General features: G+C 62.5%; 21 protein-coding genes and 3 tRNA genes. 6 read left to right on the forward strand and 18 right to left on the reverse strand.

The features are described 5' to 3' along the window. Nucleotides 1–92 precede the first annotated feature (92 nt). The 8 genes from PMI40_RS07235 to PMI40_RS07270 form a co-directional block, all read right to left on the reverse strand. Nucleotides 93–169, reverse strand: a tRNA-Asp gene (locus tag PMI40_RS07235). A gap of 22 nt (nucleotides 170–191) precedes the next feature. Further along, nucleotides 192–267, reverse strand: a tRNA-Val gene (locus PMI40_RS07240). Nucleotides 268–437: 170 nt separating this feature from the next. Continuing rightward, the gene (lon, locus tag PMI40_RS07245; protein ID WP_008113665.1) at nucleotides 438–2,846 is read right to left on the reverse strand and encodes an endopeptidase La; all 2,409 of its coding nucleotides are present in this window, start codon (nucleotides 2,844–2,846) and stop codon (nucleotides 438–440) included. 260 nt (nucleotides 2,847–3,106) lie between these two features. Then, nucleotides 3,107–4,372, reverse strand: coding sequence for an ATP-dependent Clp protease ATP-binding subunit ClpX (gene clpX, locus PMI40_RS07250; RefSeq protein ID WP_008113666.1), 1,266 nt, complete (start codon nucleotides 4,370–4,372; stop codon nucleotides 3,107–3,109). Between the two features lie 241 nt (nucleotides 4,373–4,613). Beyond that, nucleotides 4,614–5,240: an ATP-dependent Clp endopeptidase proteolytic subunit ClpP gene (gene clpP / locus PMI40_RS07255; RefSeq protein ID WP_008113667.1), complete on the reverse strand. Its 627-nt coding sequence runs from the start codon at nucleotides 5,238–5,240 to the stop codon at nucleotides 4,614–4,616. 51 nt (nucleotides 5,241–5,291) lie between these two features. Beyond that, nucleotides 5,292–6,641 (reverse strand): trigger factor, encoded by a 1,350-nt coding sequence (gene tig, locus PMI40_RS07260; protein ID WP_008113668.1) that lies wholly within the window; start codon nucleotides 6,639–6,641, stop codon nucleotides 5,292–5,294. 291 nt (nucleotides 6,642–6,932) lie between these two features. Continuing rightward, nucleotides 6,933–7,406: a CreA family protein gene (locus tag PMI40_RS07265; RefSeq protein ID WP_008113669.1), complete on the reverse strand. Its 474-nt coding sequence runs from the start codon at nucleotides 7,404–7,406 to the stop codon at nucleotides 6,933–6,935. A gap of 58 nt (nucleotides 7,407–7,464) precedes the next feature. Beyond that, nucleotides 7,465–7,659, reverse strand: a complete 195-nt coding sequence (locus PMI40_RS07270) for a DUF1653 domain-containing protein (RefSeq protein ID WP_008113670.1) — start codon at nucleotides 7,657–7,659, stop codon at nucleotides 7,465–7,467. Between the two features lie 184 nt (nucleotides 7,660–7,843). Here PMI40_RS07270 and PMI40_RS07275 point away from each other — a divergent pair. From PMI40_RS07275 to hpnC, 3 genes are all read left to right on the forward strand, one after another. Next, nucleotides 7,844–7,930, forward strand: a tRNA-Leu gene (locus tag PMI40_RS07275). A 229-nt stretch (nucleotides 7,931–8,159) separates the two neighbouring features. Beyond that, nucleotides 8,160–8,627, forward strand: a complete 468-nt coding sequence (locus PMI40_RS07280) for a hypothetical protein (RefSeq protein WP_157221463.1) — start codon at nucleotides 8,160–8,162, stop codon at nucleotides 8,625–8,627. A gap of 552 nt (nucleotides 8,628–9,179) precedes the next feature. Further along, nucleotides 9,180–10,007 carry a squalene synthase HpnC gene (gene hpnC / locus PMI40_RS07285; RefSeq protein WP_008113672.1) on the forward strand — a complete coding sequence of 276 codons (828 nt, stop codon included), beginning with the start codon at nucleotides 9,180–9,182 and terminating at the stop codon, nucleotides 10,005–10,007. Between the two features lie 21 nt (nucleotides 10,008–10,028). On the opposite strand, the gene PMI40_RS07290 is transcribed toward hpnC, so the two are convergent. Continuing rightward, nucleotides 10,029–10,865, reverse strand: a complete 837-nt coding sequence (locus PMI40_RS07290) for an HDOD domain-containing protein (RefSeq protein ID WP_008113673.1) — start codon at nucleotides 10,863–10,865, stop codon at nucleotides 10,029–10,031. Nucleotides 10,866–11,109: 244 nt separating this feature from the next. Here PMI40_RS07290 and hpnD point away from each other — a divergent pair, with 244 nt between their 5' ends. Together hpnD and hpnE are read left to right on the forward strand one after the other, a co-directional pair. Beyond that, a complete protein-coding gene (hpnD, locus tag PMI40_RS07295; RefSeq protein ID WP_008113674.1) occupies nucleotides 11,110–11,943 on the forward strand; it encodes a presqualene diphosphate synthase HpnD in 834 nt (277 codons plus the stop codon). 9 nt (nucleotides 11,944–11,952) lie between these two features. Beyond that, nucleotides 11,953–13,308: a hydroxysqualene dehydroxylase HpnE gene (gene hpnE / locus PMI40_RS07300; RefSeq protein WP_008113675.1), complete on the forward strand. Its 1,356-nt coding sequence runs from the start codon at nucleotides 11,953–11,955 to the stop codon at nucleotides 13,306–13,308. Here hpnE and PMI40_RS07305 read toward each other — a convergent pair. From PMI40_RS07305 to PMI40_RS07325, 5 genes are all read right to left on the reverse strand, one after another. Beyond that, nucleotides 13,297–14,631 carry a TolC family protein gene (locus PMI40_RS07305; RefSeq protein ID WP_008113676.1) on the reverse strand — a complete coding sequence of 445 codons (1,335 nt, stop codon included), beginning with the start codon at nucleotides 14,629–14,631 and terminating at the stop codon, nucleotides 13,297–13,299. The genes hpnE and PMI40_RS07305 overlap by 12 nt on opposite strands. Continuing rightward, nucleotides 14,628–16,709, reverse strand: a complete 2,082-nt coding sequence (locus PMI40_RS07310) for a peptidase domain-containing ABC transporter (protein ID WP_008113677.1) — start codon at nucleotides 16,707–16,709, stop codon at nucleotides 14,628–14,630. Before PMI40_RS07310 ends, PMI40_RS07305 begins: the two co-directional genes overlap by 4 nt. A 2-nt stretch (nucleotides 16,710–16,711) precedes the next feature. Continuing rightward, a complete protein-coding gene (locus tag PMI40_RS07315) occupies nucleotides 16,712–17,899 on the reverse strand; it encodes an HlyD family efflux transporter periplasmic adaptor subunit (protein WP_008113678.1) in 1,188 nt (395 codons plus the stop codon). 416 nt (nucleotides 17,900–18,315) lie between these two features. Further along, entirely contained in the window at nucleotides 18,316–18,516 is a 201-nt protein-coding gene (locus PMI40_RS07320) for a hypothetical protein (protein WP_008113679.1), read from the reverse strand. Nucleotides 18,517–18,599: 83 nt separating this feature from the next. Beyond that, nucleotides 18,600–18,800, reverse strand: a complete 201-nt coding sequence (locus tag PMI40_RS07325; RefSeq protein ID WP_008113680.1) for a hypothetical protein — start codon at nucleotides 18,798–18,800, stop codon at nucleotides 18,600–18,602. Between the two features lie 272 nt (nucleotides 18,801–19,072). On the opposite strand from PMI40_RS07325, the gene PMI40_RS07330 reads away from it, so the two are divergent. Continuing rightward, nucleotides 19,073–20,215, forward strand: coding sequence for an alpha-hydroxy acid oxidase (locus PMI40_RS07330; protein WP_008113681.1), 1,143 nt, complete (start codon nucleotides 19,073–19,075; stop codon nucleotides 20,213–20,215). A gap of 240 nt (nucleotides 20,216–20,455) precedes the next feature. Here the strand turns inward: PMI40_RS07330 and PMI40_RS07335 are convergent, their stop codons facing one another. From PMI40_RS07335 to PMI40_RS07350, 4 genes are all read right to left on the reverse strand, one after another. Next, nucleotides 20,456–20,635: a hypothetical protein gene (locus PMI40_RS07335; protein ID WP_008113683.1), complete on the reverse strand. Its 180-nt coding sequence runs from the start codon at nucleotides 20,633–20,635 to the stop codon at nucleotides 20,456–20,458. A 155-nt stretch (nucleotides 20,636–20,790) separates the two neighbouring features. Beyond that, entirely contained in the window at nucleotides 20,791–21,486 is a 696-nt protein-coding gene (locus PMI40_RS07340) for a hypothetical protein (RefSeq protein WP_040501782.1), read from the reverse strand. A gap of 371 nt (nucleotides 21,487–21,857) precedes the next feature. Further along, complete coding sequence (locus tag PMI40_RS07345; RefSeq protein ID WP_008113689.1) at nucleotides 21,858–22,532, reverse strand: ankyrin repeat domain-containing protein; 675 nt, start codon at nucleotides 22,530–22,532, stop codon at nucleotides 21,858–21,860. Further along, complete coding sequence (locus PMI40_RS07350; protein WP_008113690.1) at nucleotides 22,529–23,308, reverse strand: TatD family hydrolase; 780 nt, start codon at nucleotides 23,306–23,308, stop codon at nucleotides 22,529–22,531. The genes PMI40_RS07345 and PMI40_RS07350 overlap by 4 nt, the downstream gene beginning before the upstream one ends. Nucleotides 23,309–23,312: the final 4 nt, after the last annotated feature.

Raw genomic sequence — 23,312 nt, forward strand, 5'->3', positions numbered from 1 at the left:
CTCCCTCCGCTCCGCTTCTGATTAGGGATTCGCTGCGCAAATCCTGTTTGTGGACGTAAAAAAGCCCTGCTCGAAAGCAGGGCTTTTTTATCTGGCGGAGCGGACGGGACTCGAACCCGCGACCCCCGGCGTGACAGGCCGGTATTCTAACCAACTGAACTACCACTCCAAAACCGTTGACTGCAAATCTCTGGTGGGTGCTGAGAGGCTCGAACTCCCGACCTAAGCCTTGTAAGGGCTCCGCTCTACCAACTGAGCTAAGCACCCGAAACCTTGTCAGCCCGTCGCTAAGTCACTGCGACGAAAGAACGATATTCTAAAGCATTATTTCGTGCTGTGCCAGCATTATTTCCCGACTACCATCACTAAATCAAATCAGGAAATGAAAACTGCCCCCGCAGCGCGAACCGCAGGGGCAGTCTCGTCCAGCCAACATCCTAGTGCTTTACCACCGGGTCGACCGCGCCTTCCTTGGCCGCGACCGCGGAGTCGACAATCGCCTCTTCTTCCGGCAATGCCGCAGGCTGACGCTCCAGCGCCACTTCCAATACCTTGTCGATCCAACGCACCGGGATGATCTCCAGCTTGTTCTTCACGTTGTCCGGGATCTCGGTCAAGTCCTTGACGTTCTGCTCGGGGATCAACACGGTCTTGATCCCGCCACGATGCGCCGCCAGCAGCTTTTCCTTCAAGCCACCGATGGGCAACACTTCGCCACGCAGGGTGATCTCGCCAGTCATCGCCACATCGGCACGCACCGGAATACCGGTAAAGATCGACACCAGGGCAGTCGTCATCGCAATACCCGCCGATGGACCATCCTTGGGTGTGGCGCCCTCGGGTACGTGAATGTGGATGTCGGACTTCTCGAACACCTCGCTCTTGATCCCCAGCTTGCGTGCCCGGCTACGCACCACCGTGCGCGCGGCCTCGATCGATTCCTTCATCACGTCGCCCAAGGTGCCGGTGCGGATGATGGCACCCTTGCCCGGCATCGTGACCGCTTCGATCGTCAACAGGTCGCCACCCACTTCGGTCCAGGCCAGACCGACCACCTGGCCGATCTGGTTTTCCTTTTCGGCGATGCCGAAGTCGTAACGGCGCACGCCGAGGAACTTGTCCAGGTTGCGCGAGGTAACGGTGACCTTCTTCTCCTGCTTCTTGAGCAGCAGCATCTTGACCACCTTGCGGCAGATCTTGGAGATCTCACGTTCCAGCGAACGCACACCGGCTTCCCGGGTGTAGTAGCGGATGATGTCGCGAATGGCCGATTCGGCCACGCTGATCTCACCTTCCTTCAGGCCATTGTTCTTGACCTGCTTGGGCAGCAGGTAGCGCTGCGCAATGCTGGTCTTTTCGTCCTCGGTATAACCCGACAGGCGAATCACTTCCATCCGGTCCAGCAGCGCCGGCGGGATGTTGAACGAGTTAGAGGTGGCCACGAACATCACGTCGGACAGGTCGAAATCGACCTCGACATAATGGTCCGAGAACGTGTGGTTCTGTTCGGGATCGAGCACCTCCAGCAGCGCCGACGACGGGTCGCCACGGAAGTCCATGCCGAGCTTGTCGATTTCGTCGAGCAGGAACAGCGGATTGCGCACCCCCACCTTGGACAGGCTTTGCAGGATCTTGCCCGGCATCGAACCGATGTAAGTGCGACGGTGACCGCGAATCTCGGCCTCGTCACGCACACCGCCCAGCGCCATGCGCACGAACTTGCGGTTGGTGGCGCGGGCGATCGACTGCCCCAGCGAGGTCTTGCCCACACCCGGAGGGCCGACGAAGCACAGGATCGGCGCCTTCAACTTGTCGACGCGTTGCTGCACGGCCAGATATTCGAGAATGCGTTCCTTGACCTTGTCCAGGCCGTAGTGATCACCTTCCAATACCTTCTCGGCATTGGGCAGGTCGTTGTTGACCTTGGACTTCTTCTTCCAAGGCAGGCCGATCAGCGTATCGATGAAGTTGCGCACCACGGTGGCTTCGGCCGACATGGGCGACATCAGCTTGAGCTTCTTGAGTTCGCTCTGGGCTTTTTCGAGCGCTTCCTTGGGCATCTTGGCGGCAACGATCTTCTTTTCGAGCTCTTCCAGGTCGGCGCCGTCCTCACCTTCGCCCAGTTCCTTCTGGATCGCCTTGACCTGCTCGTTGAGGTAGTACTCGCGCTGCGACTTCTCCATCTGGCGCTTGACGCGACCGCGGATGCGCTTTTCGACCTGCAGGATGTCGAGCTCGCCTTCGAGCTGGCCCAGCAGGTGCTCGTAGCGCTTGGTCACATTGAAGATCTCGAGGATGACCTGCTTCTGCTCGAGCTTGAGCGGCAGGTGCGCCGCGATGGTGTCGGCCAGGCGGCCGGCATCATCGATTCCGGCCAGCGAGGTCAGGATCTCGGGCGGAATCTTCTTGTTCAGTTTCACATACTGGTCGAATTGCTGGACGATGGTACGGCGCATCGCCTCGACCTCGGCCTCGTCGCCCGACTCGGACTCGACCGGTGTCAGGTCGGCCACGAAATGGGTGTCGAGCTCGCTGATATGGTGAATACGGGCACGCTGTGCGCCTTCGACCAGCACCTTCACGGTGCCGTCGGGCAACTTCAGCATTTGCAGGATGTTGGCAACGCAGCCGATCTCGTAGATGTCGTCAGCCGAAGGCTCGTCCTTGGCAGCGGCTTTCTGGGCCGCAAGCATGATGCTCTTGCCCTGTTCCATGGCCGCTTCCAGCGCCTTGATCGACTTCGGGCGGCCGACGAAGAGCGGGATCACCATGTGCGGAAATACCACCACGTCCCGCAAGGGCAGCAACGGTAATTGCGATTGTTCTGTGAGGATTGGGGTCGTCATGGCGGGCCTTATCAAAGAATACTGTGGTTGATGTTGGCACGAGCGACAAAAACACAAGTCTGCAGTGGCAAAAAATCACGGCCACGAGACCGATGCAAGAATCGCAACAGCATCACCTGAGTCGTTCCCGGAGGGCATTTATATGCATGCCGGATCGATTTCATCGGCTGCCTTGTCGTCTTGGAATAGCCGGGTGAGGCTGGCACTACCCGGGGCGCCCTGCGGCGCCCCGTATTACTGCGATCCTGGCGGGGCCGACATCAGGCCCCGGATACCTTCTGCTGGTCATGATAGATCATCAACGGCTTGGCACCGTTGGTGATGGTGTTTTCGTCCACCACTACCTTGGCCACGTTCTGCTGGCTTGGCAGTTCATACATCACGTCCAGCAACGACTGCTCGAGAATGGAGCGCAAGCCGCGGGCGCCGGTCTTGCGCGCCAGTGCCTTGCGGGCGATGGCATTGAGGGCCGCCGGACGCACTTCGAGCTCGGCGCCCTCCATCTGCAGCAGCTTGCTGTACTGCTTGATCAACGCATTCTTGGGCTCGATCAGGATCTCGATCAAGGCCGCTTCATCCAGTTCGCTCAAGGTGGCGATCACCGGCAGGCGTCCCACCAGCTCGGGAATCAGGCCGAACTTGACCAGGTCTTCCGGCTCGGCCCCCAGCAACACCTGGGAAGCGGTCTTCTCGGTCTGGCTCTTGACTGCCGCCGAGAACCCGATGCCGCTCTTTTCGGAGCGATCCGAGATGATCTTGGCCAGGCCGTCGAATGCACCACCACAGATGAACATGATGTTGGTGGTATCGATCTGCACGAAATCCTGGTTCGGATGCTTGCGCCCGCCCTGTGGCGGCACCGAGGCCATGGTGCCTTCGATCAGCTTGAGCAGCGCCTGCTGCACGCCTTCGCCGGACACGTCGCGGGTGATCGAGGGGTTGTCCGACTTGCGCGAGATCTTGTCGATCTCATCGATATAGACAATCCCCTTCTGCGCCTTCTCGACTTCGTAGTTGCAGTTCTGCAGCAGTTTCTGGATGATGTTCTCGACGTCCTCGCCCACGTAGCCGGCCTCGGTCAGCGTCGTGGCGTCGGCGATCACGAATGGCACGTTGAGCATGCGCGCCAGGGTCTGCGCCAGCAGCGTCTTGCCCGAGCCGGTCGGGCCGACCAGCAGGATGTTGCTCTTGGCCAGCTCGACATCGTCCTTCTTGCCGAGATGCTTGAGACGCTTGTAGTGGTTGTAGACCGCCACCGACAGGATGCGCTTGGCGTTGGACTGGCCAATCACATACTGATCCAGCAGCTCGCTGATCTCTTGCGGGGTCGGCAGGTCGGACTTGGTGCCCGGCACCGTTTCGACGCTGGCGGCCTCGTCGCGAATGATGTCATTGCACAAGTCGATGCATTCATCGCAGATGAACACCGAGGGACCGGCGATGAGCTTCTTGACCTCGTGCTGGCTTTTGCCGCAGAAGGAGCAGTACAACAGTTTTTCGCCGCTAGATGATTTTTTCTCGGACATAGAGCTACAAAGAGATGAATTACGACTTGATGATACCCGCGAAAACCGGATTCGTCACGGCTCGGTCATTTTCGAGCCGCCTATCGCCGCTTTACTCGGCCTGATACCAGTTATATGTCATCGTGCAGGCGATTTATCAAGCAAATAGAGGCCGAAAAGGGGCCAATTGCGAGATTCGTAAAAAAAATGCCCGGACAACGCTCTGTCCGGGCATTTTTAGAGTGTTCCGCCGAAAACCGAATCAAACACGCTCTGTGAGAACCTTGTCGATCAGTCCATATTCGGCCGCCGCATCTGCCGACATGAAGTTGTCGCGGTCGGTGTCCTTGGCGATCTGCTCCACCGAACGGCCGGTCTTCTCGGCCAGGATGGCATTGAGACGTTCGCGCAGGTACAGGATTTCACGCGCCTGGATCTCGATATCGGAGGCCTGGCCCTGGGCGCCGCCCAGGGGCTGGTGAATCATGATGCGCGAATTGGGCAACGAGAAACGCTTGCCCTTGGCGCCCGCCGCCAGCAGGAAGGCGCCCATCGACGCGGCCAGACCGGTACACAAGGTCGAGACTTGCGGCTTGATGAATTGCATCGTGTCGAAGATGGCCATGCCGGCCGACACCGATCCGCCGGGGGAGTTGATGTAGAGCGAGATGTCCTTGTCGGGATTCTCGCTTTCCAGAAACAGCAACTGGGCGACGATCAGGTTGGCCATGCCGTCATTGACAGGACCGACCAGGAAAATGATGCGTTCCTTCAACAGACGCGAATAGATGTCATACGCGCGCTCGCCGCGCCCGCTCTGCTCGATCACCATCGGCACCATGCCGAGCATTTGCGTGTCCAGTGCGGAACCCTTGATCAGACCTGTCATGTGCGCATTCCTTAGCGTAAGTTTGTTTTGATGGTACGCGGGAAAAGCGGATTACGCTTGCGGCTGATTACCCATCAGTTCGTCGAACGCAACCGGCTTTTCCGAAACCTTGGCTTTGCCGAGAACGTAGTTGACGACGTTTTCTTCCAAAACAAGGGCTTCGACTTCGGCCAGGCGGCGACGGTCTGCGTAGTAATACTTCAGCACTTGCTGCGGGTCTTCGTAGCTCTGCGCGAAGTCGTCGATCTGTGCCTTGACCTGTTCTTCGGTGGCTTCCAGCTTGTTCTGCTTGACCACTTCGGCCAGGATCAGGCCCAGGCGCACGCGACGCTCGGCCTGTGCCGTGAACAATTCCTTGGGCAATTGCATGACCTTCGGATCCATGCCGCGCTGTGCCATGTCCTGGCGTGCCATTTCGGACAGGCGCTCGACATCCTGGTCGACCAGGGCCTTGGGCACGTCCAGCTCGCTGGCCTTGATCAGCGCATCCATCACGCTGTCCTTGGTCTTGGCCTTGGTGCGGGCGCTGACTTCGCGCTCCAGGTTCTTCTTGATGTCTTCGCGCATCTTGCCCAGGTCACCGTCCTCGATACCCAGCGATTGGGCGAACGCGGCGTCGACTTCAGGCATGTGCGCCCATTCCAGCTTCTTCAGGGTAATGGTGAACTCGGCAGTCTTGCCTGCCACGTCCTTGCCGTGATAGTCCTCCGGGAAAGCCAGCGGGAACGACTTCGACTCACCGGCCTTGAGGCCGATGGTGGCAGCCTCGAACTCGGGCAGCATACGGCCTTCGCCCAGCACGAACGGGAAGTCCTCGGCCTTGCCGCCCTGGAACTCGACGCCGTCGATCTTGCCCACGAAGTCGACCGTTGCGCGGTCGCCGTTCTGTGCCGACTGATCGGCACCGCCGTCGCCATGCGCGCCATGCTCGCCCTTGACGTGGTAGTGCACGCGTTGCTTGCGCAGGATGTCGATGGTCTTGTCGATCTCGGCGTCCGATACGGTAGCGACGGTCTTCTCGACTTCGGCGCCCGACAGGTCGCCCACGACCACGTCCGGATACACTTCGAAGGTGGCATCGAAGGACAGCGTGCCTTCGGCCGACTGCTCACTGGTCTTCGGTTCGATCGAAGGGAAACCGGCGACGCGCAGGTTGTTCTCGACGGCGACATCATTGAATGCACGGCCGACCTTGTCGTTGAGCACTTCGGTTTCGACCTGGTAGCCGAATTGTGCGGCAACCATCTTCATGGGCACTTTGCCCGGACGGAAACCCGGAGCCTTGGCAGTGCGGGCGCGCACCTTGAGGCGCTTTTCCACTTCAGCCTGCACATCGGCCAGCGGGAAAGTCAGAGTGATACGACGTTCGAGTTTGCTCAGGGTTTCGACTGCAGTTGCCATTTAAATCGTCCAAATGATTGAGAATTCGTAAGTCGGAACAGGGTTTCCGGCGTTGCCTCCGCCATCTGCGCATGCCGTGCCGAGCACATGCATATAACAGATTGGGAGCGCCTTCCAGGCGAGAAACGCCCTGCCCGACCGCGCTAAAGCTCGCTATTCTATACGCAAATGTGGCAACGAGTCCAAAATTGGACCGCGCCGGCTGCAAACACCGCCCCACCCGCTGCAAGGCCAGGGCTGGCGGGCGTGACAGGCGGGTCCGGCACGGCGCCCAAGCGCCGCACGCAGCGCTTATTTGACCACCGGGATGGGCGTTGCGGGGGTGATCGGCACGGCCGTGACGGCATTCATGGGACTACCGTCGATGAGCTTGTCGGAATAAGTCAGGTAGACCAGCGTATTGCGCTTGACGTCCACCACCCGCACGACGTGCAACCGCTTGAACAGGATCGACATGCGTTCGGTAAAGACGTCCTCCTGCTCCGGCAGGCGGCCATTGAATTGCACCGTCGGCGCTACCTGGCGACAGGCAATCGATGCCTCCGCGCGGTCTTCGGCCAGGCCCACGGTGCCCTTGACGCCACCGGTGCGGGCGCGCGACACATAGCAGGTCACCCCGACCACCTTGGGGTCGTCGTAGGCCTCGATGACCACCCGGTCGTTCTTGCCCATCCAGCGAAAAGCGGTACTGACCTCGGCCAGCGTATCGGCCCCGGCCGGGACTGCCAGGGGGAGCAGCAATGCAATCAGGGATAGGCGGCGCATGGTGTCCTTGGTGGAAAGATGAAAAGGGATGGCCTCGAGCCGGACCGGCAGCACCGGCCTAGTCGTCGAGGCGCACGAAACGCGGCACAAGCTGGCCGTCGACCTCGACCGGCTGGTGAAAGACCTCGCTGGGGCGGATCCACAGGGTGCCGTTGGCAGCCCGATAGACCACCATGGGCGTGAGGTCGGACTCCAGCGTGGCGTCGCCGACGAATTCGTAGATGCCACCCTTGTAGTGACGATAGCGTGTCATGGGCGTAATGAAACAGGGAAAGGCCGGGCATGGTACACCTGTGCGGGCCGGCACGAAAGTTGCTGAAAAACACAGACAGGCTTGGCCGCTTGCAGTACAATGGCGCGCTTTGTTTCATGACTACCTTCATCGGCTGCGGCGCCCTGCCTACAGACCGCTATCGCACCGATGACCGACACCTTCAGCGAGGATGGCGAAATTGGTAGACGCACCAGGTTTAGGTCCTGACGCCAGCAATGGTGTGGGGGTTCGAGTCCCCCTCCTCGCACCATACATTCCCTATTAAATCAAACACTTAAATTAATGACGCTGTCATTATTTCGGTGTTCGGGGATTGCTTTTCTGTCCTGCGCGATCTCGACGCAGCCCCCCCCCCCCCCTGCTGTCCGTGGAAGCCTTGGCGTCGCACTGATGGCGCAGGGCTGCCTCGACACCAACATGAAGAGCCATGACCGATCCCTCGGCGTCGTAACCGGCTTCTTGATGTCTTGAAATACGGTATGCAAGAGCGTTCGCGGAACTGTCTTGTCTTTTCTCGCCACCCAATCATGGCACTTTGCCAATTACCGATCCACGACGTATTGATAAAATTCGGCGCGGAGCTGAGGGGCTCCTATAAAAATCAACGATTATGGGGAATCGATATGATCGAAAAAACATCTTCTGCCTTGCACATGCCAACGCAACAGCCGGCCTCGGCAATCACTCATTCTGGCGGCATCAACCAGCGGTTAACCAAACTCCGCGCGCTTACTAGCAAGACCTTTCTAGTCATGGGCGTGGCCATTGCCGGGACCGGCATGGCAGTCCTGGCAGGGCTTGTCTACTATGGCGGCCCCGACCCTCTGGCGCCAACCTGGGGTTACCCCGGCATGCTGCTCGGCGCGCTAATGACAGTAGCAGGTGCCATCATGATGGCACGTGGCGTACACCGCCAGTGCCTGCTGGGCGACGACCAAGAGCCGTAGCCCGCTTCGCCCTTCGCAACCAAACGAAGGACATCGGCTGCTTGACTGGGCCGCCAGCCAGGCTCGGCCCGATATCCGTCACCACCCGGTGCCCGGCCGCCGGCGATTTTCGTCTCGCTTCATCGCAAGGACAGCCATGGATCATGGCTATGGATGATGTTCGCTGACACGTAGCGCAAGACCACGCACTCCCTGATAAATGGTGGAGCTGCTCATGCCAGCGATCGAGCCGCTGGCCCCTCATTGGTCGTGGGTATAATGACGCGCCGCCGCAGGATTGCCTCATGAATTCTGAAAACCTGTCCGGAGTCGTGTGGCGCAGAACGGGTAACGGCGACGGCACGGAGCGGTCATCAATCTGCGCATCCCGTGTCAGACCGGGTGGCGGCTACCCACAACGTACGCTGCTCGTGGGGCGACACCATGGACGACGCGGTGAGCAAAGCCCGCGTCCCCAGGAGCAGGACCGCATCGCCGGCAAAGGCATTGTCGACGCCTGACCGCAAAGACCACCCCAAGCCAGTTGCCATTCCCCAAATTTCACTCCGCTCCATGGCCGTCAACCACTACGAAAACTTTCCCGTCGCCTCGCTGCTGCTGCCGCCGCACCTGCGCGCGGCGGTCGCCGCCATCTATGCCTTTGCCCGCAGTGCCGACGATATCGCCGACGAAGGTGACGCCAGCCCGCCGCAACGGCTGGCCGCACTGGCCAGCTACTCCCGGCAGCTGGACCTGATCGAACAGGGCGCACGGTGCGACGCCCCCATCTTCGACCGACTGCAGCCGGTGATCACGCAATACAGCCTGCCGATCCAGCCCTTTCGCGACCTGCTGTCGGCCTTCAGCCAGGATGTGGTGACCACCCGCTATGCCCGCCATGACGACCTGCTCGATTATTGCCGTCGCTCGGCCAATCCGGTCGGCACCCTGATGCTGCATCTTTACGGCCAGGCCAACGCCGTCAACCTGCACCAATCCGACGCCATCTGCAGCGCATTGCAATTGATCAACTTCTGGCAGGATGTGGCCATCGACTGGCAAAAAGGGCGTATCTACCTGCCCCTGGAAGACCTGGACCGGTTTGGCGTCAGCCCCCGGGACATCCAGCAGGGACAGGTCGACCAGCGCTGGCGGCAGTTGATGCAATTCGAGCTGGATCGGACGCGCGCGCTGATGCTCTCGGGAGCACCATTGGCGCACCGCCTGCCGGGACGCATCGGCTGGGAACTGCGCCTAGTGGTGCAAGGCGGCTTGCGTATCCTGGAACGGATCGAGGCAGTCGGGGGCGACATCTTCACTCGACGGCCCAGGCTGGGCAGCCGGGATTGGCTGGTGGTCGGCTGGCGCGGCCTGACCTGGCGAGGCCGCACCGGCCGCTAGCGCCGGCCGGCGCCGTCGGCATCACACCAGCAAGGCCTCGGTCAGGGACCGGATCTGGTCTTCCGATTCTTCCAGCAACACCCGCAGCGACTGGTCGCCGATATAGTCGTCGACCAGGCTTTCGCCACCGATCCCGGCTTCGGCCGTGACGCGCTGGAAAGGCGACGGCACCGGCGAGAGCTCCTTGGCCAGCAACAGCACGTCACCGATGGTGTGTGGCGGCAGCACCCGCACCCCGTGCCACAACGATTCGATGGCCTGCACCACCGGCTGCGGCACGCCCAGCTTCTTCAACACCGCGCGGCCGATCATCTTCTCGCCGTATTCGGCCCAGTCTTCCAGGCCGCCTTCGAGCAGGTGCGGGAACTCGTCCGTGCGCGAGAGCAGGTAAAAACCTCCCACCTCGTGCACGATGCCGGCAAACATCGCCGTCTCGGGGTCGCCATTGGTCAATGTCGAGGTCAGCACGTGGGCCGTGGCCGCCACCTGGGCCGAATGTTCCCATAGCTGTGCCGCCTTGATGCGCATGGCCGGATTGGAAATGGTGCGCCCCAACTGGCGCACGATGACCGACGTGGTGATGGTGTTGAGCGTGCGAAAACCCAGCCGCATGACGGCGGTGCGCACATTGTTGATCTCGCCTCCCGAGCGGTTGTAGGCGGCCGAATTGGCAATGGCCACGGTGCGCGCCGCCACCAGCGGCTCGGCCATCACCAGCTTGGCCGCGGCCTCCAGGTGACAGTCGGGGTCGGCCAGCGCCTGCTGCAATTTGATGGATGCGCTCACGTTGGCGGGAAAGACCAACTCGCCCCGCTGGGCCTGTGATGCAATACCGCGAAAGATTTCCAGTCTGTCCATGACGTCTCCAGCCTCCGATGGTGATTCATTCGTTCGCAACGCCGGGCAGCCGGCAATAATCTATTTTCTTTTTCGATACTTTTCTATTGATCTTTCAGCAGCACCTGGCTCGTATGAGCTTAATCGACAATGCCGGCCGCCGCAACACGCTGCCTCGGTCTGCATTTGCCCTGGCCCGCGCACTCGGCTAGCATAGCGCCTTCGCCGGACTTGCCGGCTCGTCTCCCCGCCCACCGCCGTCACCATGTCTCCAGACGAATACTGCCAGCAAAAGGCCGCCGCCAGCGGCTCCAGCTTTTATTACAGCTTCCTGTTCCTGCCCCCGGAGCGACGCCGCGCGATCACGGCGCTGTATGCCTTCTGCCGTGAAGTCGACGATACCGTCGACGAAATCGACGACCCCAGCATCGCGCGCACCAAGCTGATGTGGTGGCGCAAGGAGATCGCGGCCATGCTCGAGGGCAATCCCACCCATCCTGTGACGCGGGCATTGCAGCCGCATGTGGCGCTATACCAGCTGCGCGGCGAGCACCTTCAAGCCATCATCGATGGCATGGAAATGGACCTCGACCAGAGCCGCTATCTCGACTATCCGGGGCTGCAGCGTTATTGCTGGCGGGTGGCCGGGGTGGTCGGCATCCTGTCGGCCAGCATCTTCGGTCATACCCAGGGCAACACGCTGCTGTACGCCGAGAAACTGGGCCTGGCATTCCAGCTCACCAATATCATCCGCGATGTCGGGGAGGACGGCCGCAAGGGCCGCATCTACCTGCCCGTCAATGAACTGCAGCAATTCAACGTCACGGCCGCCGACATCCTCAACGGGCGCGCCAGCGACAATTTCAGCGCCTTGATGAAATTCCAGGTCGAGCGCGCCCGCGCCGTCTACGACGAAGCCTTTGCGCTGCTGCCGCGCGAAGACCGCCGCGCCCAGCGCCCCGGCCTGATGATGGCTGCCATCTACCGCACGCTGCTCGAGGAAATCGAACGCGACGGCTACCAGGTGCTCAACCAGCGCATTTCGCTCACGCCCATCCGCAAGTTGTGGCTGGCGTGGAAGACCTACGTCTTCGGCTGAGCCATTGCGATGAAGAAACCTGTGCACACGGCCGTCATCGGCGCCGGCTGGGCCGGTTGCGCCGCCGCCGTCAAGCTGGCCGCGTACGGGCACCGGGTCAGCCTGCTGGAAGCCGCACGCACGCTGGGCGGCCGTGCACGGCGGGTCGACCTCGACGGGCACAGCCTCGACAATGGCCAGCACATCCTGCTGGGCGCCTATCGCGATACGTTGGCACTGATGCGGCAAGTGGGCGTCGACGCGCGCCAGGCGCTGCTGCGCCTGCCGTTGCAGATGCGCTATCCGGCCGGCGCCGTCGACGCCGGCATGGACTTCGTGGCCCCGCGCCTGCCCGCGCCCTGGCACGTGGCGCTGGCCCTGCTGGGCGCTCGCGGCCTGGCGCGCGGCGACAAGCTGGCACTGATGCGTTTTTCGACCAGTGCGCGTTGGATGGGCTGGCGACTGCACGACGATTGCAGCGTGGCGACCCTGCTGCATACCCACGACCAACCACCACGACTGATACAGCTGCTATGGCGCCCGCTGTGTATCGCCGCGCTCAATACGCCGCCCGAACGGGCTTCGGCGCAGGTGTTCCTCAACGTGCTGCGCGACAGCCTCGGTGCCAGGCGCAGCGCGTCGGACATGCTGCTGCCACGGCTGGACCTGACGGCCCTGCTGCCGCAGGCCGCGGCCGGATTCGTCCAACGGCATGGCGGCCAGGTGCGCACCGGTGTCGGCGTCACGGGCCTGCAGCCTGCCGCCGACGGCACCTGGCGACTGCAGTCGCGCCAGGAGCAGGTAGCCGGGCACTTCGACCGCGTGGTGGTCGCCACCAGTGCCGAGGTCGCCGCCAATTTGCTGGCCGACGTACACGACGCCAGCGGCGCCCTGTTCGACACCGGCGCATTGCGCGCGCTGCAATTCGAGCCCATCACCACCTGCTACCTGCAGTACCACGCAGCGCTGCGCTTGCCCCTCCCGATGCAGGCGCTGGTCGATGATGCGTCGCGCCAGGCCTGGGGCCAGTTCGTGTTCGACCGCGGCCAGTTGAGCCAGCGGGCCGCAGACCAGGGCCTGCTGGCGGTGGTGGTCAGCGCCGCTGGGCAAGCCACGCTGCACGGTCATGCCGAGCTGGAGGCTGGCATACAACGCCAACTGGCGGCTGACTTCGCCCGCCCCGAACTGGCAACGCCGCTCTGGAGCCGGGTGATCACCGACAAGCGCGCCACCTTCTCGTGTACCCCAGGCCTGCAGCGTCCGCACGGCGACTCCCTGCCCGCGTCGCTGGCGCTGGCCGGCGACTATGTGGCCGGCGACTACCCTGCCACGCTCGAAGGTGCGGTGCGCAGCGGCATCGCCGCCGCCCTGCGGCTAAGGTCGTGAATCCGGCAGTGCCAGCAAGGCATTGACGGCACGGATATCGGCCACGTCCAGCGACGCCGTCAACGCCTTCAGGCGCAGTCCATGCACCAATGCCTCGTAGCGCGCACGCAAGAGTTCGCGTTGCGCAATCCATAGCTCATTCTGCTTGCGCAGTAGGTCGGACTCGCGCCGGCTACCTACCCTGTACCCGATCCTGGTCGCTTCCAGCGCGCCCTGCGCCGCGACCACCAGCTGCTGCAGGTCGTCGATGCTGCGCCGCTGGGCCTGGGCCTGGCTGAAGCTGTCGCCGGCCTCGTCGGCTGCCTGGCGCCTGGCCTGCTGCACCTGATGCAACGCCTTCTCCTGCTGCGCCAGCCCCTGGCGTACGCCATGCACCGACTCCAGGCCGGAGAAGAGGGGAATCGTGATCTGCACCGAAATTGAATGGCTGCTGGTCGGTGCCGATTGCCAGCCGCCTGCGCCGGTGCCGTTGCGGACATGGCCGGCCTGCAACGACGCCTTGGGCAGGAACTCGGTGCGGGCGCGGTCGATATCCAGTGTCGCCAGCTTCAGGTCGAGTTCGCGCAACTGCACCTCGGGATGGCTACTGGCGGCCTGGCTGGTCCAGCTTTCCAGGTCGTCCGGGTAGACCGTCGGCATCGACAGCGCCCCCGGCAAGCCGGTCAGTGCCCCGATGGGTTGGCCCAGCATGGTCTCCAACTCGCGCATGCGGGACTGCTGGGCGCTGTGCGCCAGCGCTGTCCGATTGGCCGCGCGCGCCAGCTCGGCCTCGATGTCGGCAATATCGATCAAGGTGGCCGCACCTGCGGCCAGGCGCGCCCTGGCCGCGGCCAGTTGCGCCTGCAGCGCGGCCTGGCTGTCGCGCTCGAGCGCGGCCTGGTCACGCGCCTGCAGCGCGGCGAAATACCGTTCCACCGCCTTGATGCGCAAGGCCTGGATCGCCTGCAGCCACTGCAGTTGCTTCCTGGCCTGCTGCAATTGGGCATGACGGTAGTTGCCCCAGGCGTTCCAGTCCAGCAACGGCTGGGTCAGCGTGATGCGGCGCTCGCGGCGGTCCTGTCGCACCGGCGATGTGCCCGGGTAGTGCTGCGTGGACTGCCCGCGCGTCCAGCTGGCCTCGACCCGCGGCAGGAACCCGGCGCGTGCCCGCAGCCGCCCATGTTCGCCGACCACCAGGTCGGCGCCTGCGGCGGCCAGACCGGGATCGTTACGCTCGACCTGCTCGACGAAGCCGGCCAGGTCCAGCACCGCGCTGGCGTGCGCCCTGCCCTGCATGGCCCAGGTCGACGCCAGCAGCGCCAGCCAGATCGCCGGGCGCCTCATGCCGGCTCCAGCACGCCGTCGCGCAGCACATGGCGACGCTCGAACAACGCGGCCAGTTCGTGATCGTGGGTGATGACCACGATGGTGCGGTCGATCTGCATGAGCATGCGGCCGATCGCCATGACCGAGTCGCGATCGAGGTTGGACGTAGGCTCGTCGAGCAGCAGCACCTCGCGCTGCTGGCATAGCGCGCGCGCCAGCAGCAGGCGCTGCTTCTGCCCGGCCGACAGGTTGGCGATGGTATCGCTGACCAGGGTCTGGGCGCGCATCGGCAGGCGCATGACGTCGTCGTACAAGCCGACCATCCTGAGCCAGTGATTGATGCGCTCGCCGTCGGCTGAGGCCTCGAACAGGCTGACGTTGTCGGCGATGCTGCCATTGAGGATGATGTCGCCCTGGCGCATGTGCGCCATATGGCGTCGTACCTCGTCCACGGCCAGGTTGCGGTAATCCAGGCCGTTGAGGCAGATCTGGCCGCTGGTGGCCGCCTCGGCCGACGACAGCAGCTTGAACAGAGTCGACTTGCCGACCCCGGACGGGCCCACCACGGCCACCTTCTCGCCCCGCCGCACGCAGAAATCGAGCTGGCGCAACACGGGCCGGTCCGATACGCCGTAGGAAAAGGCAACGTCCTTGAGCGCGATGTCGACGAAGCACTCGGTCTCGCTGGCCTTGTGGACGGTCTCCAGCGCGTCGTAGCGCTCGGCGGGCTCTTCCACGATATCCTCTACCCGCATGACGGACACCCGCAGCATGTTCATCTGGAAGATGCTGTTGACCGCGCCCGACAGGTGGTTCGACATCAGACCCTTGAACAGCTGGAACGAGTAGAACACGCCCACCGACAGCTCGCCGGCGATCATCATCGAGGCCGAGATGCCGGTAATGAGCAGCGTATCGACCTGGCCCACCACCTTGAGGATGGTGCCGCGTACGTTGTTCAACTGGGCCACCCGGAAGCTGTCGCCCAGCATCTGCTGGAAGCGTTGCATGAAAAACGCGGTGCGCCGGGTTTCCTGCTGGGCCAGCTTGAGCATGGCGGCGGCGCGGATGGTCTCGATCAAGCCATCGTCGCACTTGGCCGAGGTCTCGATGAACTGCCGCTGGGCGTCGCGCATGGCCGGATACAGCATGAAGGCCACCGCCAGGTAGACCAGCAGCAGCGCCAGCGCCAGGCCCGCCAGCAAGGGCGATTGCACCAGCATGAGCACCAGCGCCAGGGTGCCCAGGCTGAGGTCGATGACGATGCCGACCAGGCTGCGCCCGGCAAAATCGACCACGTCCTTCTGCGATTTCACGCGCGCAAACAGATCGCCTACGTGGCGCTTCTCGAAATAGGGAAAGCCGTTTTTCAACAGCTTGGAAAACAGCGCCCGGGTGCTGTCCTTGTACAGGTAGAGCGACACCACCTCGGTCAGGTAGGTCTGCATGAAGCCCGAGAAGGTGCCGATGGCCGCGATGCTGGCAAAGGTCACCAGCAGGATGGCCAACAGGCCGGGATTGTTTTCGGCCACCACATGGTCCAGCACCAGGCTGCCCAGGTAAGGCGCGGCCAGCGTGGCGAACTGCACGCCCAGCGAAATGAAGCAGATCTTGGCCAGCCGCCCGGACAGCCCCGGGTTGAGCCGGAACAGGTCGGCCAGCGCGCGCATGACGTCCGAGCGCGTGTCGGGCTTCTTGCGTTCCAGCACCGGCGAGGCCTGGCATTGCAGCAGATAGCCCGAGACCAGGTTCATGAACTGGTCCACGGTCAGCTTGCGGCGCCCCACGGCCGGGTCGATCAGGTGCACATACTTGCCGCGCAGCGACTGGAACACCACGAAATGGCCTTCCTTGAGATGCAGGATCGAGGCTTTGCGGATCTCGCCCAGGTGCTCGCGCTCGAACTGGAAGGCCTCGACATGCAGGCCATAGCCGGCGGCGGCGTCGAACAGGTCGGACATGCGCACGCCATTGGCCGACAACGGAAAGCGGCGCCGCAACTCGCGGACCTCGGTGGCGCGCCCGAAATGGGTCAGCACCATGGCCAGGCAGGCGTAGCCGCAGTCGGCGACCTCGTTTTGATAGATTACCTTCATGCTCAACCCCGTAACGCTTCGAACAATGGTTGCAGGATCCATTCGGCGATGCTGCGTCGCTCGACCACGATGGCCGCCGTGGCCCGCATGCCGGGCAAGATCTGGTGGCGTTGTCCGCCGGTGTCGAAGAATGGCTGCGCCAGCGTGGCCACGGCCAGGTAGTCGCTATCGAGGCCGCGCGGGTCGGCCGGCGAAGGCCGCGGCGTGGCCACCGTGCTGGCCGAGATGTCGTCGATGCGCACCGCCAAGGTACCGAAACGGGCATACGGGAAGGCGTCGAACTTGAGCCGCGCCTGCTGCCCTTGCCGCACGAAACCGCGCTGGCGCGAGGGGATGCGCAATACCGCCTGCAGCACACGCTGCCCGTCTTCGGAGATTGTCATGGCGATGTCTTCCTCGCGCAGGTACTTGCCTGGTGCCACCTGCGAAAACGCCACCTTGCCCTGGGTAGGCGAGGACACCACCAGTGTCGAGCGATTCTTCTCGAACATCTCGCGTGCCTCCAGCCGCTCCCGGCCGTCCTGCAGGTCGACCTTGGCCAGTTCGGTCTGCGCTTCGCGAATGCCCGACTCGGTGCTGTTGATCTCGCTGGCCAGTTCGGCCCGCCGCGCCAGCCTGCGCGAAAGGTTGTCCCGGCGGCTGGCCAGCTCGGCCTCGGCGCGCTCGATGCGTTCGAGCTCCACGTATTGCGCCACCGCCTGCAATCGCTCCAGCGTCTTGCGCGCCTGCTCCACCTGCTGCCTCGCCTGCGCGATGTCATCTTCGTTGAGCGCACGCATGCGGCGGCGCTGGGCCAGGGTGTCGCCCAGGGCGGCGATGCGGGCGCGCAGGTCCACGCGCTGCAACTGGCTGCGCCGTGCGATGGCTGCCAGTCGCAGCTGCCGCTCGCGCAACGAGGCCTCGGCGCGCGTGGCGCCGTCGTGCGTGAGCGACAGGTCGCGCTCGACATCGAACAGCGGGGTGCCGACGTCCACCGGCGCGCCGGCTTGCACATGCACGCGCGTGACCAGTCCACTGACGCGCTGCACCTTGACCTCGCCGCTGGCGATGATCTCGGCCTGGACATCTTTCTTGATTTCGATCTCGAAGAAGAAGGCGAGCAGGCACATGCCCAGCACCATGAACGAGGCGGCATAGGCCAACCGGCGCGCCGGTATATCGTGAAAATCGGGAAAATGGCTAATCTGCATGCGATCCGGAAAAGGGTTGTGACTTCAGCGCAGGCTCGAACCAGTCCGAGCGCCTGTTGATCCTAGCGAGCCCGTCCCGCTGCTCGCCATCGCAAACCAGGGGGATATCCGGGATACATCTGCGGCACGCTCTGGACAGGTGCTGTCTTCAGCGCCAGGAGAACCACCAGGGCCGGGGCCTCGGGAAGCAATGAGTCGATGGTGGCGCGCCCGTTATCGGCAGCACCCCCTCCGCCCCGACCAAATGGATGCTTCCGCCGTAGTTGTAGACCGGGCCGATAAAAGCGGAGCCGCCTGAACAAGCTGATATTTGCTGGATGGAGATAGTCTTCATGTAGTCTTTCAAGTTAAAGGATAGGGGCCTGGCACCCCTATCCACATCGAACTCGCCTCGCAGAAGCGGGCGCATAGTGATGTTATTTAGCTTCAGGCTTAGCGTCGTGCTGGATCAAGGTCACGGGACCCCAGCTTTCGATGGCCACGAACGGCAGGCCATCGTTACCCATGTTGAAATTCAACACCACGCCTTGGTTGACGAAATTGCCGAAGAATAAAGTGGCCATCGTCCAAGCCTTGCCACCTGCCAACGCGTCGAGGCCATGGGAAATTTTTTGCATGCTAACTCCTTGATATGAATGGGAAATACTGGAAGATAGGTCGCCCGCATCCCGGTCATGCGGGCGACCGGTAGCCTGCCTAATCAGCCACGGCTGCCGGCATAGACGTTGGCAGCAGAGCCAAACACGGCGGCGCCGCCACTGCCGATAAAGATCTGCGGAGGCAGGGCCAGATTGCCATTGACGTTGAAGTTGTAGAAGTAGCCGTGGTTGTTGAAGGGCCCGTTGAAACCACCGAAACCGCCACCAAGACGAGCAACTTGTTGCAAAGATACGTTCTTCATTCAAGACTCCAAGTTCGTTGAAGGATGCCCTAAGGCAATTGCATAATTGCAAATATTTCCATAAAGAAACATAAGAATATTCTTAAAACCTCACTTTTGAGCGGAGTCGCTATCTCATTCCAATGGCCTGGAATCAAAATTTCATCGATGTTCATCAAGGCTTTCACGCGAATACCTTGCGCTTTGCTTTAGCATGACGCCCGAGCACCAGCGGATGCCCGATCATCGCAACGACCCGCACCTTTTGAATTTTGATTACGGAGAACAACGACATGCCCGTCATGACCTGCCTGGAAGACTTTCGCCTGCTGGCGAAAAAACGCGTTCCCAAGGCTTTTTATGATTACGCCGACAGCGGCTCTTATACCGAGGGCACCTATCGCGCCAACAGCGACGACCTGGCCGCACTGAAGCTGCGCCAGCGCGTGGCCATCAATGTCGATGCCCGCAGCACGTGCACCACGATGATCGGCCAGGAAGTGGCGATGCCGGTGGCCATCGCACCGACCGGGCTGACCGGCATGCAGTGGGCCAACGGCGAAATGCTGGGCGCCATTGCAGCCGAACGCTTCGGCATTCCGTTCACCCTCTCGACCATGAGCATCTGCTCCATCGAGGACGTGGCCAGCGTGACCAGCAAGCCCTTCTGGTTCCAGCTCTACGTCATGCGCGATCGCGGTTTCGTCAAGTCGCTCATCGAGCGCGCCAAGGCCGCCAAGTGCTCGGCGCTGGTGCTGACGCTGGACTTGCAGATCCTCGGCCAACGCCACAAGGACCTCAAGAACGGCATGTCGGTGCCGCCCAAGCTGACACTGGACACGTTGCTGGACCTGGCCGGCAAGCCTGGCTGGGCCTTGCGCGCATTGGGTGGTCGCAAGACCTTCGGCAACCTGGCCGGTCACATCAAGGGCGGCGAAGATGGCGGCGGCATCCAGACCCTGTCGAAGTGGACTGCCAGCCAGTTCGATCCGACCCTGAACTGGGACGACGTGGCATGGATCAAGCAACAGTGGGGTGGCAAGCTGATCCTCAAGGGCATCCTGGACGTCGAGGACGCCCGCTTGGCGGTGCAGACCGGCGCCGATGCGCTGGTGGTATCCAACCATGGCGGTCGCCAGCTGGATGGCGCAATGTCATCGATACAGGCCTTGCCGGCCATCGCCCAGGCAGTGGGCGACCAGATCGAGGTGTGGTTCGACGGTGGCATTCGCAGCGGCCAGGACATCCTCAAGGCCACCGCCCTGGGCGCCAAGGGCACGATGATCGGCCGCGCCTTCCTGTACAGCCTGGGCGCCATGGGTGGCGAAGGCGTGTCGCAGATGCTGCAGATCCTGCACAAGGAACTCGACGTCAGCATGGCGCTGACCGGCACCCGCGATATCAAGGACGTGGGGCCGCAGATCCTGGTGCGTTGAACGATACTCCGGGTCATCGTCCCCAAGCAAAGGCGGCATCCGGGCTTGCAGCCAGGATGCCGTGCTTCACTTCAAGGCTTCGCGATTAGCGATAGCGGTGGTAGATGATGGTCATGCTGCCATAGTTGTAGATATTGTTGGCAAAGAAAAAACCACCCGCGAGCTGGGCCAGGCTGGAAGAAGAAACGGTTTTCATGTTGGGCTCCATTAAGAAAAGTTAGTCGTCAAGGTGCGTTGCGCTCAGAATATGCGATGAACGACGCGGACGTTGTTGCCGAATCGCAGCGAGCCCACGAACGGCAGGTTGATGACCGGCCCCAGATCCATGAAGACGGAAAAGCGCCCGCGACCAGCCGAGAAACCGAAGTCGATCAGGCCGCCGCTGGCAGCGTCGAGGCAGGAGCGTGAAACAGTTTTCATTGAATATCACCTTTCAAAAGTTTCCATAGGGAAACATACGATAGCCAAATTTCGCCGCCAGCATCACCAGAAAACTCTCAAAAAATCACAAACCGGGTCTCGATGACAATTGTGATGCCCCAGTATCGACAGATCACGGGGTGCGATTGTCCGCCCTAGCCTTGCAGGCGGCCGTTGGAGAAGATCGACAGCTTCATTTCGCGCTTGCCGTCCTTGAGGCCCGGTGCCGATTGCGCGCCGAAAATGGCATTTTCCGGAATACCCCTGATGGTCTTCATCACCGCGATGCCTTCCCTGTCCAGGGCAGCGAGCACGTTGCCGGTATGTTCCGCGGCCTGGCTGATACTCGCCTCAGCCCGCCCCGCAGCGCGCTGTTCGATGTCGCGGATGCTTTTCCTGAGTGCGGGATCGGCCATCGCCGTACGCCGCTCGAACGGATCGTCCCAGCCCGCACGGCTCAGGTCGCCTTCGCGGATCTGGTGTTCGAGTTGGTCGCGGTCGACTTCGCCCACGAACACTACCGCTTTGGTCTGCCATCCCTGTGCGTCGTAGACCTGTTTATGGGCCTGGATGACTTCCGGTGTCCTGGTGGCCCACATCGGCGCATGGTAGATCGAGTTATGCCGTTGCGACTTGTCCGCCGGCGTGGAGGTAAGCAGCACACTGGTGCACAGGCTCATGCCGTCGCTGGCCGTGATGCCCTCCCCGGTATTGGTCACCCGTGCCGGGTAGGAGCTCAGCTCGGTGTGCTGGGGCCGGAAACCTACCGCATCGATGGCCTCGTCCCGGCCAATTACCTTCACGCCAGGCTGGCGCTCCAACGCGGCGCTGAACCGGGCACGTTCCTGCAACGCCCTGCTGAGCGGAAAGTATTCCCGCAAGCCTTCGGGCCGGGCCTGTTCGGTTGACTGCGCTACGGCTTTGCGCTCGAGGTCTTGCTGGTGATCGAAAAATGGGTCGGGTAGAGGGAGGTGCACGCCATCAAGGCCGGGCTGGAAGCGAAATTGGTCATGACATCGGTGGAATAGTGGTCATTGCGACATTGGTCGAACTACCCATGAATGGGCCTCGACCACACGATAGTTCCACCAGCACACGCTTGAACATGCGGACATGGGCGCGGGATCACGGGGGCTTGGCGCGCCCGGCGCACAGATAGCGGTCAGCCCGACAGGTGGGTCACGGTGACTCGGCCGGGGGCGATATCAATGCGTGCGCTCGCCTAGGGCTGCGGTTTTTCCTGCAAGACCTCGATCACGCCCTCCTGGCCATGACGGCGCGCCAGGTCCAGCGCGGTCAGGCCATCCTTGTTCTTGAGCGACAGGTCGGCGCCGCCGTCGCGCAGGGCTGCCACGGCGGCGATGCGCCCGCGCATGGCCGCCAGCATCACCGGCGTCATCTTTTCGTCGGGCGACTCGGCGTCGACATAGGCCGAGGCATCGAGCAGCATGCGCACGATGCCGGCGTCGCCATTGATGGCCGCATAGTGCAAGGCCGTCCAGCCCGGACGGTTGACCTCGACCTCGCGCGAGAGCAGCAATTGGACCACCGGCGCATTGCCGTAGAACGCGGCCAGCATCACCGGCGTGTCGCCGTTGACGGCCTGCGCCTCGAGATTGACGTCCGGCGCATTGACCAGCACATCGAAGACTTGCATCGAGTCTTCGCGGATGGCCAGCATCAGCCCGGTGTAACCGCGTCGGGGCTCGATCAGGTTGGGTCCCATGCCACGCTGCATCAGTTGCTTGAGAAAGTAGACGTTGTCCATGCGGATGGCCTGGAAGTAATCTTCATAGGCACCTGCACGGGCGGCGCCCGGCAGCAGCATCGAGGCATACACCAATACCCGGCCCAGGCGGCCGGCACGATCACGGATCTTTTGCAGGAAGCTGCTCATCGTGCAATCCCGAACAGTCGAAAGAAATTGTCGCTGGTCTGGCGCGCGACCTCGGCCGCACTGATGCCGCGCAGGTCGGCAATGAATTCGCCGACATGGCGTACATAGCCGGGTTCGTTGGTCTTGCCCCGGAACGGCACCGGCGCCAGGTAGGGAGAATCGGTCTCGATGAGCATGCGTTCGAGCGGGATGGTGCGCGCGACCTGCTGCAGGTCCTTGGCCGACTTGAAGGTGACGATGCCCGACAACGAGATATAGAACCCCAGCTCGATGGCCGCGTCGGCCACCTGCTGGGATTCGGTGAAGCAATGCATGACCCCGGCGGCGCCTCCGGCAGCGGGACTGGCGCCCTCTTCGCGCATGATGCGCAGGGTGTCTTCGGCGGCCGCGCGGGTATGGATGATCAAGGGCTTGCCGGTGGCCCGCGAGGCACGGATATGGGTGCGAAACCGTTCGCGCTGCCATTCGAGGTCGCCCTGCAGGCGGTAATAGTCGAGCCCGGTCTCGCCGATGGCGACGATGCGCGGATGATCGGCCAGTTGCACCAATTGCTCCAGCCCCGGCTCGGGCGTGTCTTCATAGTCGGGGTGTACGCCGACCGACGCATAGATATTGGGGTATTGCTCGGCCAGAGCCAGCACCTGCGGAAAGTCGGGCAGGTCGACCGATACGCATAGCGCATGGCTGACCTGGTTCTCGGCCATCTTGCCGAAGATCTCGGGCAGGCGGGCCGCCAGGTCCGGGAAATTGATGTGGCAGTGGGAATCGATATACATGGCC

Source organism: Herbaspirillum sp. YR522, assembly GCF_000282575.1.
In the GTDB taxonomy this organism is placed as follows: Bacteria; Pseudomonadota; Gammaproteobacteria; order Burkholderiales; family Burkholderiaceae_D; genus Herbaspirillum.

Coding starts and splice junctions, on each gene's coding strand:
- hpnE (WP_008113675.1), top strand. CDS start 11,953: ATGAAGAAACCTGTGCACACGGCCGTCATCGGCGCCGGCTGGGCCGGT.
- clpX (WP_008113666.1), bottom strand. CDS start 4,372: ATGTCCGAGAAAAAATCATCTAGCGGCGAAAAACTGTTGTACTGCTCC.
- PMI40_RS07320 (WP_008113679.1), bottom strand. CDS start 18,516: ATGCAAAAAATTTCCCATGGCCTCGACGCGTTGGCAGGTGGCAAGGCT.
- PMI40_RS07315 (WP_008113678.1), bottom strand. CDS start 17,899: ATGCAGATTAGCCATTTTCCCGATTTTCACGATATACCGGCGCGCCGG.
- PMI40_RS07270 (WP_008113670.1), bottom strand. CDS start 7,659: ATGACACGCTATCGTCACTACAAGGGTGGCATCTACGAATTCGTCGGC.
- tig (WP_008113668.1), bottom strand. CDS start 6,641: ATGGCAACTGCAGTCGAAACCCTGAGCAAACTCGAACGTCGTATCACT.
- PMI40_RS07325 (WP_008113680.1), bottom strand. CDS start 18,800: ATGAAGAACGTATCTTTGCAACAAGTTGCTCGTCTTGGTGGCGGTTTC.
- PMI40_RS07350 (WP_008113690.1), bottom strand. CDS start 23,308: ATGTATATCGATTCCCACTGCCACATCAATTTCCCGGACCTGGCGGCC.
- PMI40_RS07330 (WP_008113681.1), top strand. CDS start 19,073: ATGCCCGTCATGACCTGCCTGGAAGACTTTCGCCTGCTGGCGAAAAAA.
- hpnC (WP_008113672.1), top strand. CDS start 9,180: ATGGCCGTCAACCACTACGAAAACTTTCCCGTCGCCTCGCTGCTGCTG.
- PMI40_RS07305 (WP_008113676.1), bottom strand. CDS start 14,631: ATGAGGCGCCCGGCGATCTGGCTGGCGCTGCTGGCGTCGACCTGGGCC.
- PMI40_RS07280 (WP_157221463.1), top strand. CDS start 8,160: ATGCAAGAGCGTTCGCGGAACTGTCTTGTCTTTTCTCGCCACCCAATC.
- lon (WP_008113665.1), bottom strand. CDS start 2,846: ATGACGACCCCAATCCTCACAGAACAATCGCAATTACCGTTGCTGCCC.
- PMI40_RS07345 (WP_008113689.1), bottom strand. CDS start 22,532: ATGAGCAGCTTCCTGCAAAAGATCCGTGATCGTGCCGGCCGCCTGGGC.
- PMI40_RS07290 (WP_008113673.1), bottom strand. CDS start 10,865: ATGGACAGACTGGAAATCTTTCGCGGTATTGCATCACAGGCCCAGCGG.
- PMI40_RS07265 (WP_008113669.1), bottom strand. CDS start 7,406: ATGCGCCGCCTATCCCTGATTGCATTGCTGCTCCCCCTGGCAGTCCCG.
- PMI40_RS07335 (WP_008113683.1), bottom strand. CDS start 20,635: ATGAAAACTGTTTCACGCTCCTGCCTCGACGCTGCCAGCGGCGGCCTG.
- hpnD (WP_008113674.1), top strand. CDS start 11,110: ATGTCTCCAGACGAATACTGCCAGCAAAAGGCCGCCGCCAGCGGCTCC.
- PMI40_RS07310 (WP_008113677.1), bottom strand. CDS start 16,709: ATGAAGGTAATCTATCAAAACGAGGTCGCCGACTGCGGCTACGCCTGC.
- clpP (WP_008113667.1), bottom strand. CDS start 5,240: ATGACAGGTCTGATCAAGGGTTCCGCACTGGACACGCAAATGCTCGGC.